This window comes from Pseudoxanthomonas sp. PXM02 (assembly GCF_014851805.1).
GTDB lineage: Bacteria > Pseudomonadota > Gammaproteobacteria > Xanthomonadales > Xanthomonadaceae > Pseudoxanthomonas_A.
In genome coordinates this window covers 1,023,609-1,043,519 of sequence record NZ_JACVAK010000002.1, presented here as the reverse complement: position 1 = coordinate 1,043,519, position 19,911 = coordinate 1,023,609, and the positions used below count along the sequence as shown (strand labels likewise).

9 protein-coding genes are annotated in these 19,911 nt (G+C 67.1%); all 9 read right to left on the bottom strand.

All coding sequences use genetic code 11. The features are described from left to right. Positions 1–50: 50 nt before the first annotated feature. Entirely contained in the window at positions 51–635 is a 585-nt protein-coding gene (locus IB225_RS13520) for a hypothetical protein (protein ID WP_192311722.1), read from the bottom strand. An 86-nt stretch (positions 636–721) separates the two neighbouring features. Continuing rightward, positions 722–1,975, bottom strand: coding sequence for an MFS transporter (locus IB225_RS13515; protein ID WP_192311721.1), 1,254 nt, complete (start codon positions 1,973–1,975; stop codon positions 722–724). A 163-nt stretch (positions 1,976–2,138) separates the two neighbouring features. After that, a complete protein-coding gene (locus IB225_RS13510) occupies positions 2,139–5,846 on the bottom strand; it encodes a hypothetical protein (protein ID WP_225583749.1) in 3,708 nt (1,235 codons plus the stop codon). A gap of 23 nt (positions 5,847–5,869) precedes the next feature. Next, positions 5,870–14,314, bottom strand: coding sequence for an OmpA family protein (locus IB225_RS13505; RefSeq protein WP_192311720.1), 8,445 nt, complete (start codon positions 14,312–14,314; stop codon positions 5,870–5,872). A 152-nt stretch (positions 14,315–14,466) separates the two neighbouring features. Continuing rightward, on the bottom strand, positions 14,467–15,102 hold the full coding sequence (locus IB225_RS13500) for a DUF3617 family protein (RefSeq protein WP_192311719.1): 636 nt from the start codon (positions 15,100–15,102) through the stop codon (positions 14,467–14,469). A 659-nt stretch (positions 15,103–15,761) separates the two neighbouring features. Beyond that, on the bottom strand, positions 15,762–17,870 hold the full coding sequence (pnp, locus tag IB225_RS13495) for a polyribonucleotide nucleotidyltransferase (RefSeq protein WP_192311718.1): 2,109 nt from the start codon (positions 17,868–17,870) through the stop codon (positions 15,762–15,764). Positions 17,871–18,054: 184 nt separating this feature from the next. Continuing rightward, the gene (gene rpsO / locus IB225_RS13490; RefSeq protein ID WP_162336597.1) at positions 18,055–18,315 is read right to left on the bottom strand and encodes a 30S ribosomal protein S15; all 261 of its coding nucleotides are present in this window, start codon (positions 18,313–18,315) and stop codon (positions 18,055–18,057) included. A 150-nt stretch (positions 18,316–18,465) separates the two neighbouring features. Next, on the bottom strand, positions 18,466–19,416 hold the full coding sequence (truB, locus tag IB225_RS13485; protein ID WP_192311717.1) for a tRNA pseudouridine(55) synthase TruB: 951 nt from the start codon (positions 19,414–19,416) through the stop codon (positions 18,466–18,468). Positions 19,417–19,538: 122 nt separating this feature from the next. After that, on the bottom strand, positions 19,539–19,910 hold the full coding sequence (gene rbfA / locus IB225_RS13480; protein WP_192311716.1) for a 30S ribosome-binding factor RbfA: 372 nt from the start codon (positions 19,908–19,910) through the stop codon (positions 19,539–19,541). Position 19,911 lies beyond the last annotated feature (1 nt).

The following is a 19,911-nucleotide window of genomic DNA, read 5'->3' as shown; positions in this document are numbered from 1 at the left end:
TGGACTGTCCGCTGCGGCGATGATGGGTATCGCCTGCGGCTCAACCCATCCTACGGTGCTACGGAGTCATGGCGGCTGGCGGTATGGGCGTCGATCGCACTCGTGATGCTTACGGTGTCTTCGTCCGTCCCTTTGAGGAGCGAGGACAGCGCCGCACCGCGAAGAAAGCGGGCCAACGAAAGGCGGTTTCCATCCCCTGTTCTCGTCCAGAGATTCTTTTCCTTGAGAGCGCAGAAGCCGGCCACCATCTGAATGCGCTGATCGGTAATTCCCTGTGGCACGGATGCGGCGGCGTCCATGACGGACACGACTTCATCGGCACCGATGTCGTTGTATTTACCTGCCGACCTTTCCGCGTAGTCATCAACGACGAGCTCGGCGAACAACGCGTTGCGGTACCTGTCCGGATCCCGACGGTAGAGCAGTACACCCGACAGCAACCTGACAGCGCAGGCGTCGGACTCAAGCAGCGCTTCCGAAACAGGTTCGGCATCGTTGTCGATGAGCGACTGGAGGGTGAGAAGCTGTGCGACCGCCTCACCCTCAAACGACCCGAGCGCCGACGGGGACGCCATGGCGGAAGCGCTCCAGAGAATGGAGGACGCCATGCAAGCCCATACACCGATGATCTTCACTGGCGGCTCCCTGCCGAACGAGACGGAGTCGAATATTTCGCCGACATCGAAACCATGTCAACGAGGGACGGCTTGAACGACGACGGCTAGTGCCAAGTATCTTCCAGATACCGCGGCCGGCACGCCAGGTAACCACCGATCACCAGTACCACGATGCAGGCCGACAGGAAGGCCATCGGCAGCGCCCAGCCGTGCGTGTAGTCGTGCAGCAGGCCGAACGCGAGCGGACCCGCACATGAAAGCGAGTAGCCCACGCCCTGCATGAAGCCGGACAGCGATGCCGAACCTTCGGGCGTGCGCGTGCGCAGGTTGATCATCGTCAACGACAGCGGGAACGTGCTGGGGCCCAGGCCGAGCAGCGCCACCCACAGTGCGGGAGCTGCCATCGGTGCCAGCAGCAGGCCGGTGAACGCGACGGCATAGAAACCCGCGCAGATCACCACCACGATGAAGGGATTGCGCATGCGCACCGCGATCTGCGGCATCGTCAGCGAGGCGACCAGCCCCAGCGCCGAGAACAGCGCCACCATCGTGCCGCCGAGCGCGGGCGTACCGCCGGCTTCGACCAGCAGCTTCGGTAGCCAGGTGAACATCGAATACGTCACCAGCGACGTCATGCCGAACATCAGCGCCATGCCCCACGCCACCGGCGAGCGCCAGGCACGGCCGGTGGGACGCGGTGCAGTGAGTTCGGGCGCTTCGTCGTCGACGGTGACCGCCGCATCGTGCACGCGCGCCGACGGCGAACGGTGTGCGCGTTCCTGCCACAGCAGCAGGCACCACGGTACCGCCGACGCCGCGGCGAACACGGCCCACAGGCCCAGCGACAGGCGCCAGCCGGCCGCTTCCATCACTGGCACGGCCACCAGTGCGGGCAGGATGGTGCCCGCCTGCAGCACGGTGATGTACAGCGTGCTGACGGTACCCACGCGATCGGCGAAGTAGCGCTTCACCAGCGGCGGCAGCACGATGTTGCCGATGCCCATGCCGGCCAGCGCGGTCAGCGACGCCGCCATCAGCGCCGTCGTATCGCCAGCCGCACTGCGCAGCAGCAGGCCCAGCATCGCCAGCAGCATGGCCAGCAATGCCGTGCGCTCCAGGCCGATGCGATGCGCCAGCGCCGGCGTGGCCGCACCGAACAGCGCGAACGCCGCGGTCGGCAGCATGCCGAACACGCCCGTCATGGTGGCGCCGAAACCGAACGTGTCGCCCAGCGTGCCCAGCAGCGGCGTCAGCGAGGTCACCGCAGTGCGCAGGTTGAAGGCGGAAAGCACGATGCCGAGCAGCACCAGTCCGCGGCCGCTCCACAGCGAGGCTGGCGCGGTCGATCGAATCTTCATGGAATCCATGCCCGCCATTATCGGCGATGACGTGCGACAAGGCGTCGCAGCCACGGGGATGGTGTGTCCTGCCTCGTCGGATTGCCCGGTCCGCGCACAAGGAAAAAGCGGGCCGAAGCCCGCTTTTCCGTGTTGCCCTTCGATGCCGCCACCCCTCGACCGGTCAGTAGGTACCGGTCATGTTGATGAACCAGCCGCGGTGGTCGTAGTCGAAGTCGGTCAGGTCGTCGCTGAAGCGGGTGAAGTTGTAGCCCGCACCGATGCGGAAGTGCTTGTTGAGGTCGCGGTCCACGCCGGCCAGGAAGCCGTGGCGTGCACCGCCGTCCTTGACGTCCAGCCAGCGGTACTCGCCCAGCGCATGCCACTTGGCGCGAAGTTCGTAGCGCGCCTGCACCGCGGCGAACGTGGTGGCCGAGTCCAGCCACACGCCCGTGCCCCGCCCCATGCGCACTTCGCCTTCGCGACGCGCCAGCTTGCCCGCGAACTCCCAGTGCTGGTCGTGCTTGTACACGCCTTCCAGCGAGACGACCTGGGAACGCTGGTCGTACTCCGCACCGCCCAGCTGGCCCATGCTCGCCAGGTCGTACAGGTAGGTGTAACGACCGAACACGCCCCAGCGCTCGCTGTTCCAGGGACGGTAGGCGAAGCCCACGCTGCCCTCGATGAACTTCGCGCCTTCCTGCGGATTGAGCCTGTCGTCGGTATCCGCGTAGTTGAGGCGGGCGGCGATGCGCCAGCTATCGCTGAAGCGATGGGTCAGGCGCGTGGTGCTGACCCACTGCTCGCGCTGCTCGGCACCGGTGTCTTCGCGCCACTCGATCTTGCTCTGCCAATCGGTTTCCGGCGAGGTATGTCCGCCGGAAACGCTGACCGCACGACGATCCACCACGCCGCCGGACTGCGCGTTCTCCAGTTCGCCCTCGGACAGGGTGAAGCCGGTGTTCCAGCCGCGGGCCGGATAGAAGTCCATGCCGAAGGTATGCGCCAGGCCGGACTCGTTGCGTTCCTTCAGGAACTGGCTTTCGTTGAACACGTTGACCTGGCTGGAGATGCGCCAGCGCTGGCCCAGCGTCCAGCCGTTCTGCCCCTGCGGGTTGAACAGCGAGTCGTAGCCGGTGGTGTCGGTGGAATGGGTGTAGCCACCGTAGAACGTGTGCTCGGGCGTGATGCGGTACTCGGCATTGACGGTCGCCGCATTGCCGCGATCACCGTCGGTCACCTCCGCACCCACCGACGAGTTGTCGCCGAACAGGTGCTTGGCGCCCAGGGTGAAGGCGTCGTTGTCCGCGTAGCGGCCGCTGTCGTCGTCCACGGTGAGCTGGGCCACGCCATACACTTCCCAGGCGCTGCCGATGCGGTGCTGGTACTTCAGCGCCGCCAGTGTGCCGACGGCATCGAGTGCACCGCTTTCCTCATCGACGCGACGCACTTCCAGACCCAGCGTGCCGTCGTCGTTGAGGCGCCATTCCAGCGTCGCCTGCGCCTGCGTCAGCACGTCCGCACCGCGTTCGGCGCGGGTGTAGCGGCTGTACAGGCGGAGGCTCTCGTTGAACTGGCCCAGCACTTCAGCGCCGTACTCGGTGACCGGCAGGCCGTTGTCGTAGCGGGAGATGGAGTAACCGGCATCGGTGCGACGCCACCATGCGCCCGCGCTCCAGTCCTGCTCGGTCCAGCCCAGTTCCTTGAAGTTGGCGCGCGCCTCCAGCGACTTCGCCTCGCCCTCGCGGTTGAGGGCGGTGTCGTTCTGCTGGATGAAGCTCAGGCCGCCGTTGTCGGAGAAGAACGCCGGCAGACCGAAGGATTCGCTGCGTGCGTACTCGGCCTTCACGAACGTGCCCTTGCCCGCCTGCAGGGTGAGGTCGCCACCCTTCAGCGTGTAGTCCTCGCCCGCGCGGCTCTCATCGATGTAGGTCGCGCCGACACCGACGTGGTCGCCGAACCAGTGCTTGCCGCGCAGGCCGACGGTAAGTTCGTCGGCGTCGAAGCCGGACGGCACCCATTCGTAGTCCACCAGCAGGCGCTGTTCCAGGCCGTCCAGCGGGGTATCGCGGGTCAGCGTGGGGTTGTTGTCGCGACTGATCTGCGCGAGCGGACGCGTCAACAGCAGGCGGCCCTGCAGTTCGTCGATCTCGTAGTCGGTGCCCCGCTGCAGGACCACGCGGTTTTCCGTGCGGCCGGTGGTGCGGTCGCGCGTCTCCAGCGTCACCACATCCGATCCGGGCAACAGATCGGTATGGCGCAGGTAATAGAGGCTGCCGCCGGTGCCGATGAATTCGTTGTGGCCCGGCGCGCTTTCCGGCTGCGAACCGAACACGCGCAGCTCGCTGCCGGCATCGCCCCAGCGGTTGCTGGCGTTGGAGCGCCAGTTCAGCGCCGCGCCGTACAGCGAACGCTGGTACTGGGCGAACTCGGTGCCGGTGATGCCGGTGCTGTAGTTGCCCCACAGTGCCTGGTTCTTGTCCCAGTCCACGCGCAGGTAGAAGCGTCCCATCGTGTCGACATCGCGATAGGTGGTGGAATCGTCACCGTAGACCGGGTAGTACAGGTCCGGATCGAGGCGGCGGAAGATGTCCTGCGGATCGGCCTTGGTGAAGCCGTCGAACAGACGCTCCAGGTCGCGTTCGGTGGTATCGGCCTGCGCCGTCACCAGATATTTGCCGCGCCACTTGGCCTTGCCGTAGAACGCCAGCCGGCCATCGCTGATCACGTCGTCCTGATAGCGCGTGTCGTTGGCGAACGCGGCACCCGAACCACTGACCTTGTTCTGCGCGATGGTGACGTCGGCCAGGCCGACGCCGAAGAAGTAGCGACCGGTGACGTCGACGTCCAGCGTGTGGCCCGACGATGCCTGGGCGCTGTCATTGGCGCGGCCGCCCAGTGCGATGTCGAAACGGTGACGTCCCACCGGCACCAGGTATTCGGCGACGAACTTGCGCTCCAGGTCCACCGGATAATCCTGGCCGTTGATGCGCAGCGAGGCTTCGCCCGGCAGGTTGCGGCCCTGGATGCGGATGCGCGAGCCGTACAGCGGGATGTTCTGCTGGCGCAGGCCGTTCTCGGCGAACACGCTGTCGATCAGGCTCTGCGTCTGCGCCTGTTCGTTGCTCAGCGCATTGCCCAGCTGACGCTCGGTGCTGGTACGCAGCGCAGTGGCGCCGCGTTCGGCTTCCTCCGGCGACACCAGCTGCAGCGTGCGCGGCAGGGTTTCGTCGATCTGGCCATTGGCGCCGGTGGCGCGCAGCACGTAGACCAGCTCGTCGCCCTTGCGGAAACGGTACTTCGCCGGCAACGCGCCTTCCCAGTCGGCACGGCTCACCGCCGCCACGTCCACCGGCACGGTCGCCAGCGGCTCGATCAGGTCCGCATCGCTGGCGCGATACAGGCTGATCTCCATCCGCTCGATGAAGGCCGGATAGTTGCCGCGCACGTAGAACTGCACGGGCTTGAGGATGCGCGATCCGTCGAACGACGCGAACGTCGGCGCCGACACGGACAGTTCCGGCTGGCCGAGCGTGGGGTCTTCGGTCGCCCAGATCACGCCGCCACCCGGCAGGTCGATCGAGAACTTACCGGTCACCACGGCCTTGGCCGGCGACGCCGTTTCCACCGTGACGCGACGGTCGGGCTGCAGCGACGCCGACGTCGCCTGCGTGCCGCTGGTGCGGGTGACCGGCTCGTCGTAGCTGCGCGTGCGCAGGCGGAAGAACAACCCGTCCTCGCCGGTGCAGCGTTCCGCATCGCAGGTCACGGTCGTGCCCTCGCCTTCCGCCGCCGTATCGGCGGACGGCGGCGTCGCTTCCTGCGCGGCCACCATCGGTGCCGCACCGGCGAGCAGGGAGATCAACGTGTAATCCAACAGCTTCATCTTCATGCGCTTGTCCATGACCCGCCCCCTCATTTCCGTGCGCCGTTGGGCGCAACCGGGTCGTTTTCGATTTCCACCCGCAATGCGGCACGGGCCGATGCACTGAGTCGTCCGGCCAGGGCGTCGAACACCGCCTTCGCGCGTTGCATTCCCAGCACGCTGTTGTAGGCATGCGAGCCGCGCCGGTCGGCATGACCGACGATGACGACGCTGCCTCCGCCCTTGCGCTCCAGCGCGGCGGCGATCGCGTCCAGCAGCGGCGCGAACTCCGCGCGCACCGTCGCCTTGTCGGTGTCGAACAGCACCGTGCCCAGCAAGGCCGTGTCATCGCGCACGCCGGTCACCAGCGACGCCGGTGCTTCCGGGCGGGCACGCACGCTCACCGTCAGTGCCTTCGCCGTCGCACCGTCGAGCAGTGCCAGCAACGCGTCCTTGACCGCGTTGGCGCGGTCGAAGGCCAGGCCTTCGCTGTCGCCCTCGGCCTGGATCACCACCTCGCCGCCGTGGTGCTCGCGCACCTTGTCGGCCATGGCGCCGACCAGCGACTGGTAGCGCGGGGGCAGCGCAGCGCTGCCCGGCGCGAAGTGCACCTCGCCCAGTTCGAGTTCGAGCTGTTCGCGGCCACCGTCGATCACCTGTTCGGGCAGCACCACGCCCCAGTCGAAGCGCACCGGCACGCCCGGCGTGACACGACGCAGCAGCGGGTTGTCGGTCGTCATCCGGGTACCGGCAGGCAGCGTGGACGGATCCACCTTCATGACGACGTTGCGTCCGCGCTCCCAGGTGCCGCCGGACATGCCGGCCAGGTGATAGCGACCGAACTGATCGGTTTCGATCAGCAAGCCTTCCACCGTGGCGATGCGCACGCCCGGGACGCCGCGTTCCTCGATACCGGCATTGCCGATGAGGTAGTCGACGATGTAACCCCCGTCGCCCTGCGCGACCCTGCGCTCCACCGTCGGCATCGCGGCCGTGAGTCCCTTGGCGGCGTCGCCCGTGGTCTCCAGCGAGGTCACGCCGTTGCGATCCATCCGCAGCGTCACGCCCTGGTCGCTGGTCAGCACGAAGTCGTCGGTGAAGGACAGCTCACGCAGCGTCTGGCGGATCACCACCTGGCGACCACGCACCGGATCGGCGTCGGACTGGCGGCCTTCCACCATGCCCAACGCGATGCCGTGCAACAGCGGGGCGCTGGCATCGGCCTGCGACTGCGGACCGGTGCCGCGATCCAGCGTGGTCGAACCGGCGACATAGGTCTCCGGCGCGAAGCCACCCTGCACGCGGACGCCGCTCAATGTGGCGCCGTCCTGCCAGCCGTCGCCGTCGCGGTCGTTGAAGACCGTGCCGAACAGCAGGCTGTCCTCGACCATCGTGTCGGCCACCAGCATCACATCGGCCGTGGCCACGTTGGACAGCGGCTCACCGGACGAGGACACCGCCTGCGCCTGGTTGACCAGCGTGCCCGCACGCGCACCTGCACCCACGCGCATCGCATACATCAGCGTGGCGTTGCCACCGACGGGAATGTCGAGGCCCTCGAACCGCACGGGATGCTGGCCGGACACGGTGGCGGCATTGTCGCCATCGCTGACCGTCAGCGACCCTTCCACATAGCTGAAACCCGCGGGCGGCGTGTCGACGATGCTGCCGTCGACCACCGGGCCATCGCCCAGGTTCTCGACCGACACGGTGTAACGCACCAGGTCGCCGGTCCGGACATCACGCACACCTGCCGTCTTGGTCACGCGCAGCAGCGCTTCGCCGTCGACCACCACGATGGCGTCCGCCGTGTCGCAGTTGCTCGGATTCAGCACCTCGCAAAGCGTGTACGGATAGCGATACGTACCGGGCGGCGTACCGACGGCGATCGTCACCGTGCCGTCCGGGTTCATCACCAGGCCCGCGTGCGGCGAGCTGCCCGGCACCAGCGTGACCTCGCCGATCTGCGCGGGACCACCGCCCAGGGTGTCGTTGCCCAGGACGCTGGGCGACGTACCCCCCGTGCCGCTGCGGATCGGCACGAACGTGTCGTCCACGGCGTCGAGCGTCGTGGCCACCACGGTCACCGTGACCACTGCGTCATCGCAGTTGTCCGGCGTCAGCGTTTCGCAGATGCGGTAGCCGATGGTGTAGGTGCCGGCAGGCGTTCCCGCCGGCACGCTCACCACGCCCGATGCCGGATCCAGCGTCGGCACCGGTCCGCCATTGATGGCGGTGGCCGGGGTCGTCACCGTGCCGGTGATCCTGGCCGGATCGACCACCACACCGTTGATCACATCGTTGTCGTACGCGTTGCCGGCCGACGGATTGCCGCTGGCGCCGTCCACGGCTGCCAGCACATCGTCCACGGCATCGACCATCGGCAGGATGACGGTATCCACCACGCTGGGCGGGCTGCTGACATCCGGCGGCGACGTACCACCGGGCGGCGTCGGCGGCCGGCCGGTCGCTGTCGCGCTGTTGTGGACCTGGCCCGCCAGCACATCGGCGGACGTCACGGTGTAGGTCGCATTCGCCACCACCCGCTCACCGGGCTGCAGCTGGCCAGCAGTCCCCGGCCAGGCATAGGTCAGCGGACTCAGGCCGGACAGCGTGTCGATCACCGACACGTCGGTCAGGATCACGTTGCCGGTGTTCTCCACATCGAACTGGTAGGCGATCACGCTGCCGGCGCGATACGGGCCGGTCGAGGTGACCGACTTCGACAGCGTCACGGCGGGCGACTGCTCGGTAGCCGTATCCACCGTGCTCGGCGGACTGGTCACCGTCGGCGGCGTCGGGCCACCCGGCGGGGTCGGCGGCTGGCCGGTCACCGTCGCACTGTTGTGCACGTTGCCTACCGCCACTTCCGCTGCGGTCACCGTGTGCACGCCCGTGCAGGTCGTGCCGGCGCCCGGTGCCAGGGTCGTCGCCGCACACACGGCCGGCGCATCCAGCTGCGCGTCATTCACCACGACACCGGTGAGGATCACGTTGCCGGTGTTGGTCACTGCGAACTGGTAGGCGATCACGCTGCCCACGCCGTACGGACCGGTCGAGGTCACCGACTTCACCACGCTCAGCGCGGGATTCTGCGCGGTCGCCGTATCCACCTCGCTCGGCGGACTGGTCACCGTCGGCGGCGTCGGGCCACCCGGCGGGGTCGGCGGCTGGCCGGTCACCGTCGCACTGTTGTGCACGTTGCCGACGGCCACATCGGCCGCGGTCACCGTATACGTGCCCGTGCACGCCGTGCTCGCGCCCGGCGACAGCGTCGTCGACGGACACACGGCCGCTGTATCCAGCTGTGCGTCGTTCACCACGACACCGCTCAACGTCACGTCACCGGTGTTGGTCACCAGGAACTGGTAGGCGATCACGCTGCCCACGCCGTAAGGACCGGTCGAGGTCACCGACTTCACCACGCTCAGCGCGGGATTCTGCGCGGTCGCGGTATCCACCGTGCTCGGCGGACTGGTCACGGTCGGCGGCGTGGGGCCACCCGGCGGCGTCGGCGGTTGGCCGGTCACCGTGGCGCTGTTGTGCACGTGGCCCACCGCCACGTCGGCCGCGGTCACCGTGTGCACGCCCGTGCAGGTCGTGTTGGCCCCCGGCGCCAGCGTTGTTGCCACGCACGTGGCCGGCGCATCCAGCAGCGCATCGTTCACCACGACGCCACTCAAGATCACGTCGCCGGTGTTGGTCACCACGAACTGGTAGGCGATCACGCTGCCCACGCCGTAGGGACCGGTCGAGGTCACCGACTTCACCACCGTCATCGACGGCGCCTGTGCCGTCGGCGTATCCACCGTGCTCGGCGGACTGGTGATCGGCGTCGGCGGTACACCACCCGGCGGCGTCGGCGGCTGGCCGGTCGCCGTGGCGCTGTTGTGCACGTTGCCCGCGGCGACTTCCGCCGCCGTCACCGTGTGCACGCCCGTGCAAGCCGTGCTGGTACCCGGCAGCAGCGTCGTCGACGGACACACCGCCGGCGCATCCAGCTGCGCGTCGTTCACCACGACACCGCTCAAGGTCACGTTGCCGGTGTTGGTCACGATGAACTGGTAGGCGATCACGCTGCCCACGCCGTACGGACCGGTCGAGGTCACCGACTTCACCACGCTCAGCGCAGCCGCCTGTTCCGTCGCGGTGTCCACCGTGCTCGGCGGACTGGTCACGGTGGGCGGCGTCGGACCACCTGGCGGTGTCGGCGGCTGGCCGGTCACCGTCGCACTGTTGTGCACGTTGCCCACGGCCACTTCCGCCGCGGTCACCGTGTGCACGCCCGTGCAGGCCGTGCTGGCGCCCGGTGCCAACGTCGTCGACGGACACACGGCCGCTGCATCCAGCTGTGCATCGTTCACCACGATGCCGCTCAAGGTCACGTCACCGGTGTTGGTCACCAGGAACTGATAGGCAATCGCGCTGCCCACACCGTACGGGCCGGTCGAGGTCACCGACTTCACCACGCTCAGCGCGGGATTCTGTGCCGTCGCGGTATCCACCTCGCTCGGCGGGCTGGTCACGGTCGGCGGCGTCGGGCCACCCGGCGGGGTCGGCGGTTGGCCGGTCACCGTGGCGCTGTTGTGCACGTGGCCGACCGCCACGTCGGCCGCAGTCACGGTGTGCACGCCCGTGCACGTCGTGTTGGCGCCCGGCACCAGCGTCGTTGCCACACACACGGCTGGCGTATCGAGCAGCGCATCGTTCACCACGATGCCGCTCAACGTCACGTCGCCGGTGTTGGTCACCAGGAACTGGTAGGCGATCACGCTGCCCACGCCGTACGGACCGGTCGAGGTCACCGACTTGACCACCGTCATCGACGGCGCCTGTGCGGTCGCGGTATCCACTTCGCTCGGCGGACTGGTCACCGTCGGCGGCGTCGGGCCACCCGGCGGCGTCGGCGGCTGGCCGGTCACCGTCGCACTGTTGTGCACGTTGCCCGTCGCCACTTCCGCAGCGGTCACCGTGTGCGCGCCCGTGCAGGTCGTGCTGGCACCCACGGCCAGCGTCGTCGCCGCACACACGGCGGGTGCATCCAGCTGCGCGTCGTTCACCACGATGCCCGTCAGGGTCACGTTGCCGGTGTTGGTCACGATGAACTGGTAGGCGATCACGCTGCCCACGCCGTACGGACCGGTCGAGGTCACCGACTTCACCACCGTCATCGACGGTGCCTGGTCGGCGATCGTGGTCGTGACCGGCGGGGTGTCGCAACCGGACACACAGACGGGATCGCCGCCACCGGTGACCGTCGCCGTGTTGCTCGCATTGCCCGCGGCGATCGGCGTCACGTTGATCGTGATGGTGACCTCGCCTCCCCTCGGCAGGTCCGCCATTGCCACGACGCAACTCACATCCCTGCCGACAATGGTGCAATTCGGCGTGGCGCTGTTGACCACGACATTGCCCGGCACGGTGTCGGTCACCGTGGCATCCACCGAAGCATCGGCGTTGCCCATGTTCTCCACGCGGAGGGTGTAGTCGAACGGAGCGCCGACGACGGCAGCGGCCGGGCCACTCTTGTAGATGTTCAGCTGGGCCGCGTTGACCCACGTATCCACGGTCGCGCTGTCGCACCCCGACGCACAGTCGGGATCACCGCCGCCGGTCACGGTGGCCGTGTTGCTCACGGTACCGTTCACCATCGGCGTCACGGGGATCACATAGGTCACCGTGTTGGCAGGCGCCACGTTCGACAGGCCGGAGGCGATCGTGCACTCCACGGTCTGGCTGCCGGACGGATTCACCACGCAGCCTGCCGGCAGCGTGCCGATGGTCAGGCCGGTCGGGATCACGTCGGTGACCGTGGCAGCCGCCGACGTGGCCGCCGTACCGCTGTTGGTCACGGTGAGGGTGTAGTCGTACGGCACGGCAGCCGTAGCAGTAGCCGGCGCCGTCTTCGTGATCGCCAGGCTGGAGGCGGCGACCGGCGTATCCACCGTGGTGCTGACGCAGTTGCCCGCGCTTGCGCAGGTCGGATCGCCACCGCCCGTCACCGTCGCCGAGTTCGATACCGTCGTGTTGGCGACGACGCCTTGCGGCGTCACCGGAATGACGAAGCTCACCACATTGATGGGCGATACGTTCGACAGGCCGGACGCGATCGTGCAGACCACGGTCTGGCTGCCGCCCGGGTTGGTCACGCAGCCGGCGGGCAGCGAGCCGATGGTCAGACCGGTCGGCACCACGTCGGTCACCGTCGCCGTTGCCGACGTCGCGACGGTGCCGGTGTTGGTCACGGTGACGGTGTAGTCGAAGGGCACACCGACGGCGACCGAGGCCGGCGCCACGACCGATGCGGTCTTGCTGATCGTCAGGCGCGGCTGGCTGGCGAACGTCACGTGGAACGCGCAGTCCTCCGTCACCGGCGTCACCGTGTAGGTGTAGACACCTGCCGAGGGGCCGCTCAACGTGCCCGGGCAGGTATTCGCACCGCCGGGCGTGGTGATGGCGGGGATGTGCCCCGGCGTCGTCGGCGTGAGGGTGAAGCTGGTGCCCTGCCCGTCTTCCACGACCTGCGGGGACGGATTGTTCAAGGTGCCGCCGGTGATGCTGGGCGTCACGATCCAGACCTTGGCGAACTCCGCGGTGACGTTGAGGTCCTGGGTGCCCATCTGCACGTAGCACTCGTTGCCGGTGACCGTGGTGCAACCGCCGGTCCAGCCCTTGAACAGCGAACCGTTGTCGGCGATGGCGTTGAGATAGGCCTCCTGGTTCTCGCCGAGGTTGTCCGTGCTGCAGGCGGTTCTTGCGCCACCCGACGGACATGCGAACGCCGCAGGAATCGCGTTGATGCGACCCATGCCCGCACCGATGGTATGGGCGGTGAGCCGATGCTGGACCGCGGTGACCGGTGTGCTGAGGCCGTCGGTGTTGTTGGCCGAGACGCTGTCGGACATGCCGGCCGGCGTCGCGACGCTGACCACCGTCACGACCGGCGTACCCGCCGCTGCAGCGGTGATGCCGTTGACGGTGTAGACCAGCGACTGGCCCACAGGCAGGTTGGCCGTCGCGGTCGAGATCGGGCCGGAACCGCTGCTGGTCGCACCGCAACTCGCCGTGCTGCCGCCGGGCACGGCGCAACTCCAGCTCGCCGTGCCGTTCGCGCCGCTCAGCGTCTGTGAAACGGTCGCGCCGTTGGCAGCGACCGGACCGTGGTTGGTTACCGTGACCGTATAGGCCACCGCGCCACCCACCAGGTAGGACGGCACGCTGCCGTTGCTGACGGTAATACCGAGATCCACCAGCGTCGTTGTGCCCGGCGAAATGGTGGTCTTCACGAGCGGCCCGATGAACGGACTGACCGTGTTCGCCCTGACGTCGTAGTCACCGTTGTTGATGACGTTGTTGGGTCCCGTGGTGGCCGCGCCTGCGGGCACGGTGAACGTCACCGGAAAGCTGCCACCCGCGCCCGCGACCAGATCACCCACCGGGCATTCGATGTACTCGGCGCGCGGCGCGGTACCGGCATGCGGGCCGGTGCAAGTGGCCGGCCAGGAGTTCTGCACGAACGACAGGTGGAGGCCGTTCTCGGTGATCGGCGCGGCGAGGCGCACCGTCGAACCGAGCGCATAGACGCCGGAGTTGTTGACGTAGTTGTACGTGTAAGTGACCTGCTCGCCAGGCTTGGTCGTGGAGGGACCGGTGGCGGCGACGCTGAGGCCCGGCATCTTGGAGCCGAACACGTCCATGTAGATCTGGGCCGTGTGGTTGGCTGCACCCAGGGAGCAGTTGGCCACGTAGACCTTCAGCCGGATCTGGTCGCCCACGTCCAGTCGCCCGTTGCCTGGCGCGATGTCGAAGCCCTGCCAGTTGGTGAACTGGTAGTTGTTGCCGCCGGTCGAGTACTGCTGCCAGGGAATGCCCGGCTGGTTCGAGTAGTTGAACGTATTGAAGAGCTGGGTGTTGCCCTTGGTGAGGTTGATGACCTCGACGAAGAAGAACGGCTGTTCGCCCGGGTTATGGCCCGGGTTGTTCAGTACCGGCGCCATCGCGAAGCGGATGTGCACCTTGCCATCGACCGGGTCGACGTCGCTCAACGCCATGGTCGCTTCCTGCTCCATCGCGTACGCGGATCGCGCACCGCTGCCGCCCAGCAGGGCCGACGCTACGCCCGAGAATGGGTATCGGGCACCATTGTTGTTGGTGTTGGCGGCGGTGCCGGGTGTGTTCAGCACGCGCACGTTGTTGGAGAACGCGGTGTTGACCGTATTGGTGCTGGCGACGGTGGCGGTGGGCGAACCGAGCGTCAGCTGACTGCTGTTGGTTGGCGGTACCGTCGAGATCGCCGAGGTGGAGCGGGTATAGCTTTCCAGCTTCCACTCGGAAAAGTTCTGCGTTTCAAAACCGCCGTTCTTGATCTGCGCCTGTACCGTCGGCACGAACAGCATCAACAACGCCATGCCCAGCATCGCAACGATGCCCTTCCTGTCGTTCCATCGATTGGCCGTATCGGCGTTTCTTCCGTGCAATGCCGAGGCCATCTGCATGATCCATCCCGTTGCGGTTGCGAAAAGACTTGAAGGCTTCATGGGGAGTACCCGTGATTCGAATGCGGAAACTGAGGGGAATGGCGCCGTGCTCGCGCAGCGATAGGGACGGCGCTGCGCTTTACGCGCGCCGTCGGAGGCCCGGATGCCATTCAATGCACGTGCTCGCTGGCGCGGCGCGCGTCGTCGACCGTGTTCACCGTGACGCCGTTGGGCAGCACCATGTCGCCGGCGCGCTGGCCCGGCTTGCAGCGGCCCAGCCAGCGCCCTTCGAACGGCACGGAAGCGGTGTTGTTCGATGGAGAGCCTGGATGCTGGACGCGATACGTCCCGCTGTAACGGGCCTGCATGTCGCCGCGCAGCGTCAGTTGCATGTCCACGCGCTGGCCATGGGTCTGGCAGACGGTGCTGACGTCGTGACTGCCTCGCACAGCGTCCTTCTTGACCGTGATGCGTTGGCATCCTTCGCGCGCGGGAAGGAGGAACAGCGGCACCACGCGCTCCGCCTGGGCGTCGGTGCATTGCAGGAGCGTCATCGCGGGCTGCACACGACCGCCCATTCCGGCAGGCGCGTGCGCCTGGATCGTGACCTGCCACAGGCCAGCCTTGCGCACCGGCAGGTCGGTGTAGGCGTTGGCATGGGCGCCGCTGGCCTGCGCGACGACAGGCAGCATGGCCAGCGCGAGCAGCAGATTGAACAGCCCGCACACGTAGGCGGAAGGTCTGGTGTATGCCGCGCGCATCACGCCGGCCCTGGCACGCGCGAACGTGCCTGACATCGCATCCATCGATTTCCCCGAGGTTCCCGAAAACCCGTTCGTTGCCGCCATCGCCCGGACGTCGCCAGACGAATCCCCATGACGCATCTCCGCTGCGGCTCCCCGAAGGGAATTCGCGACTACCCGAAGCGGATGTTTCCCCTGCTGAAGCAGTGCAGCTTCCCCGCTGCACGTCCTCGACCTTCTCCCGTTCCTTATCGGCTGGCCGACCCGAAACTGAAATCTGGATTTCTCAATTTCTGTGAAGCGCGTACCCCCGTGCAACTCCCGTGCCAGAACAGCAACGAAGCGCTGCTGCGACGGTTGCAAGCAACGCCGTGGGTGAGCGGGAACAACGGAGGGCAGGGATTTCCGTACGACAGCACCGCGCGGATCGGGCGGGTCTTCATGCGCTCGGCAGACACAGGACCGGAACGCGGACACGGCCTCCGTTGCGGAAGCCAAAAAAACGACGCGCTCACCGACAGGATGCCGACGGCACGCGAGAGCAGCGCGCGACGGACGCATGCAAGCGCGATCTGCCGCAATGGGGCAACAAGTGACGCAAAGAAAAACGGGCCGAAGCCCGTCTTTCCATCACGTGTTGCAATGTCGTGCGGCTTACTCGGCCGCAAAGAAAAAGCGGGCCGAAGCCCGCTTTTCCATCACGCGTTGCGATGTCGTGCGGCTTACTCGGCCGACACGCCCTCGCCTTCTTCCACGGCCTTGATCGACAGGCGGATACGGCCCTGCTTGTCGACTTCCAGCACCTTGACCTTGACCACGTCGCCTTCCTTCAGCGCGTCGCTGACCTTCTCGACGCGATCGTTGGAGATCTGCGACACGTGCACCAGGCCGTCCTTGCCCGGCAGGATGGTGACGAACGCACCGAAGTCCATGATCTTGGCGACCTTGCCTTCGTAGATGCGGCCCGGCTCGACGTCGGACGTGATCTGCTCGATGCGGGCCTTGGCGGCCTGGCCGGCAGCGCCGTTCACCGAAGCGATGGTGATGGTGCCGTCGTCCTGGATGTCGATCTGCGTGCCGGTTTCCTTGGTGATCGCCTGGATCACCGAACCGCCCTTGCCGATCACTTCGCGGATCTTGTCGGGGTGGATCTTGATGGTGATCAGGCGCGGCGCGAACTCGCTCAGTTCCTGGCGCGGTGCGGTCATCGCATGGGCCATCTCGCCCAGGATGTGCAGTCGGCCGGCCTTCGCCTGCGTCAGCGCCTGCTTCATGATCTCTTCGGTGATGCCTTCGATCTTGATGTCCATCTGCAGCGCGGACACGCCGTTGGCGGTACCGGCCACCTTGAAGTCCATGTCACCCAGGTGGTCTTCGTCACCCAGGATGTCGCTCAGCACGACGAAGTCGTTACCTTCCTTCACCAGGCCCATCGCGATGCCCGCGACCGGTGCGGTGATCGGCACGCCGGCATCCATCAGCGCCAGCGAGCTGCCGCAGACCGAAGCCATCGACGAGGAACCGTTCGACTCGGTGATTTCCGAGACCACGCGGATCGTGTACGGGAAGGATTCCATCGTCGGCATGACGGCGAGCACGCCGCGCTTGGCGAGGCGGCCGTGGCCGATTTCGCGACGCTTCGGACCCATCATGCGGCCGGCTTCGCCCACCGAGAACGGGGGGAAGTTGTAGTGGAACAGGAAGTGGTCCTTCCACTCGCCGCCGACGGCGTCGATCACCTGGCCATCGCGCGCGGTGCCGAGGGTGACGGCGACGATCGCCTGCGTTTCACCGCGGGTGAACAGCGAGGAGCCGTGCACGCGGGGCAGCACGCTGACCTTGGAGGAGATCGGGCGGACGGTGTCCAGCGCACGGCCGTCGATGCGGACCTTGGTGGCCAGCACGGAGCCGCGCATGGTCTGGTATTCCAGCTCGCCGAATTCCTTCGACAGCGCGCCAGCGGCCCAGCCTTCCGATTCCGCACGGCCGGCCAGCTGCGCCAGCACGTCCTTCTTGATCGCCGAGATGGCGTCGCGGCGCTGCAGCTTGTCGCGCACCTGGAAGGCGCCGTCGAGCTGCGTGCCCACGGCTTCCTTCAGCGCGGAGATCAACACTTCGTTCTTGGCCGGGGCGGACCAGTCCCAGTTCTTGGTACCGGCTTCCACCACCAGTTCGTTGATGATGTGGATGACCTTCTGCATTTCGCGGTGGCCGAACATCACGGCGCCCAGCATCACGTCTTCCGACAGCTCGGCGGCTTCGGATTCGACCATCAGCACGGCATTCGAGGTACCGGCGACGACGAGCTCCAGCTTGGAGTCCTTCAGTTCGCTGACGGTCGGGTTGAGCACGTACTCGCCGTTGATGTAGCCGACCTTGGCCGCACCGATCGGGCCGTTGAACGGCGCGCCGGTCAGGGCGACGGCGGCGGAGGCACCGATCAGCGCCGGGATGTCACCGTCGATTTCCGGGTTCAGCGACATCACCGTGGCGATGACCTGCACTTCGTTGCGGAATTCTTCCGGGAACAGCGGACGCAGCGGGCGATCGATCAGGCGGGAGATCAGCGTCTCCTTCTCGGTCGCGCGACCTTCACGCTTGAAGAAGCCACCGGGGATGCGGCCGCCGGCGTAGAACTTCTCCTGGTAGTCGACCGTCAGCGGGAAGAAGTCCTGGCCTTCGCGGGCCGACTTCGCCGCCACGGCGGTGACCAGCAGCACGGTGTCGTCGAACTTGACGATGACGGCGCCGCCGGCCTGACGGGCGATTTCGCCGGTTTCCAGAGTGACCTGGTGCTTGCCGTACTGGAAGGTTTTGGTGATTTTTGCCACGGGGGTTTCCTTGGGATGCCTTGTGCGGGTTGGACCTCACGCGACCCTTGTCGCGTGTGGCTGGCCGGATGCGTCCGGCCGGTTGTGCTGAGGGAGGCGGGCCCGGTGCGGCCAGCGGATGCAGCGCATTCCGTTCCCTGAAATGCAAACCGCGGCGCATCTCTGCGCCGCGGTCGGGGGTATATCAGCGACGCAGACCGAGCTTTTCGATCAGGGTCTTGTAGCGCTCGTTGTCTTTCTTCTTGAGGTAATCAAGCAGGCTGCGGCGGCGGTTGACCAGCTGCAGCAGACCACGACGGCTGTGGTGATCCTTCTTGTGGGTCTTGAAGTGGCCGCTCAGGTGCTCGATGCGGGCGGTCAGCAGGGCGACCTGCACTTCCGGGGAGCCGGTGTCGTTGGCGCCACGGGCGTTATCGGCAATCACTTTCTGGGTATCGACGGACATGGTTTCTCTCTGTTGGATGCGTGGCCTGCAGGAACGCGGGCTGTCCTCCGCGCGCACCGCCTGGCTCGCCGTTGATGAAGCTGGGGAATGTAAACCACCGGTGAAAACCGGCGGCGTAGTGTAGCCCCGGGGGCCTTGTGAAACAAGGTTTTATTGATCGTGCCCGGCCTTGGTGGCGGTGCCCGCGACCGCCCACGCGAACAATCGCTGGGGCAAAAGCGTGCCGTCTGCGTCCACCGTACCGAGCCCCAGGACCCGCGCTTCCGGACCATGGATCGCCACCGGACCCTCGCTGGGCGGGTAGCCGCGCAGCCGCTGGCCCTGGGCGAGCCGACGTCCTCCGGCGGCGTCGACGTCGACCCTCGGGAACCCGCTCAGGCCGGCGTCGACCGGCAACAGGCAGGCTTCCAGCGCGGCTTCTCCACCCTGTTCAGCCAGGGTCTGCAGCGCCTCCAGCGTGTACATGCGTGGCTGCATGAACGGATCGACCCAGAGGCGCCGCAGGGCCCCGACATGAGCGCCGCAGCCGAGCGCCTCGCCGAGGTCGCGGACCAGGCTGCGCACGTAGGTGCCGGAGCCGCATGCCACCCGCAGCGACAGGCGGTCGGGGGCGATCTCGAGAATCTCGATCCCGTGGACCTCGACATCGCGCTCGGGGGCCTCGATGACGTCTCCCCGGCGCGCCTTGGTATAGAGCGGCTCCCCGCCCTGTTTCAGCGCGGAGTAGATCGGGGCGCGCTGGCGGATCCTGCCGGTCAGGGGCGCCAGCGCGGCTTCGATCGTGGCGATGTCCAGCGTCGGCACCGGACGCTCCCGCAGCGGCGCGCCGTCCGCGTCGTCGGTATCGGTAGTGCTGCCCAGCACGGCGATGGTGTCGTAGGCCTTGCGCGAGCCCAGCAACAGCCCGGCGATCTTGGTCGCCTCGCCGAAGCACAGCGGCAGCAGGCCGGTCGCGAGCGGGTCGAGGCTGCCGGTGTGTCCACCCTTCTCCGCGCGGAACAGGCGCCGCGCGACCTGCAGGGCGCCGTTCGAACTCATGCCCTGCGGCTTGTCGAGCAGCAGCAGGCCGTCCAGCGGGCGGAATTGGGTGCGTCCTGCCATACAGTCCAGGTTAGGTGGTTTGGCGGGGAGTCGCCGCATCGTAGCGTCGAGCTTGCGTGACGTCTTCACGCGGCCCGCGTCCGGACTTCAGCGGAGCAAGCTCCGCTCTACAGCCTGACGTATCAGGTCTCGTCGTCGGACTCGGGGACCGGCGGGTTGTAGCGCAGCAGGGTCTCGATGCGCTCGCCACGATCGACGGAGTCGTCGTAGTGGAAATGCAGTTCCGGCACGTGGCGCATCTTCACGCGACGCGCCAGTTCCATGCGGAGACCCCAGGCGAGTTCCTTCAAGCCCTTCACCGCCTCAGCGGAACGTTCCTGCATCAGCGCAGTGACGAACACCTTGGCATGCGCCATGTCGCGGGTGACCTCGACGTCGGACACGCTGACCGACGGCAGGCCGTGCTCACGCACGGCCTCGTGCACCAGCGTGCCCAGCTCGCGACGGAGCTGGGCGGAAACGCGGTCGGTGCGATGGAACGACTTGGTCGGCATG

Bases quoted from the DNA above. Each gene is read 5' to 3' on its own strand.
- IB225_RS13515 (WP_192311721.1), bottom strand. From the start codon at position 1,975: ATGAAGATTCGATCGACCGCGCCAGCCTCGCTGTGGAGCGGCCGCGGA.
- rpsO (WP_162336597.1), bottom strand. From the start codon at position 18,315: ATGTCCGTCGATACCCAGAAAGTGATTGCCGATAACGCCCGTGGCGCC.
- IB225_RS13500 (WP_192311719.1), bottom strand. From the start codon at position 15,102: ATGGATGCGATGTCAGGCACGTTCGCGCGTGCCAGGGCCGGCGTGATG.
- truB (WP_192311717.1), bottom strand. From the start codon at position 19,416: ATGGCAGGACGCACCCAATTCCGCCCGCTGGACGGCCTGCTGCTGCTC.
- IB225_RS13510 (WP_225583749.1), bottom strand. From the start codon at position 5,846: ATGAAGATGAAGCTGTTGGATTACACGTTGATCTCCCTGCTCGCCGGT.
- IB225_RS13505 (WP_192311720.1), bottom strand. From the start codon at position 14,314: ATGCAGATGGCCTCGGCATTGCACGGAAGAAACGCCGATACGGCCAAT.
- rbfA (WP_192311716.1), bottom strand. From the start codon at position 19,910: ATGCCGACCAAGTCGTTCCATCGCACCGACCGCGTTTCCGCCCAGCTC.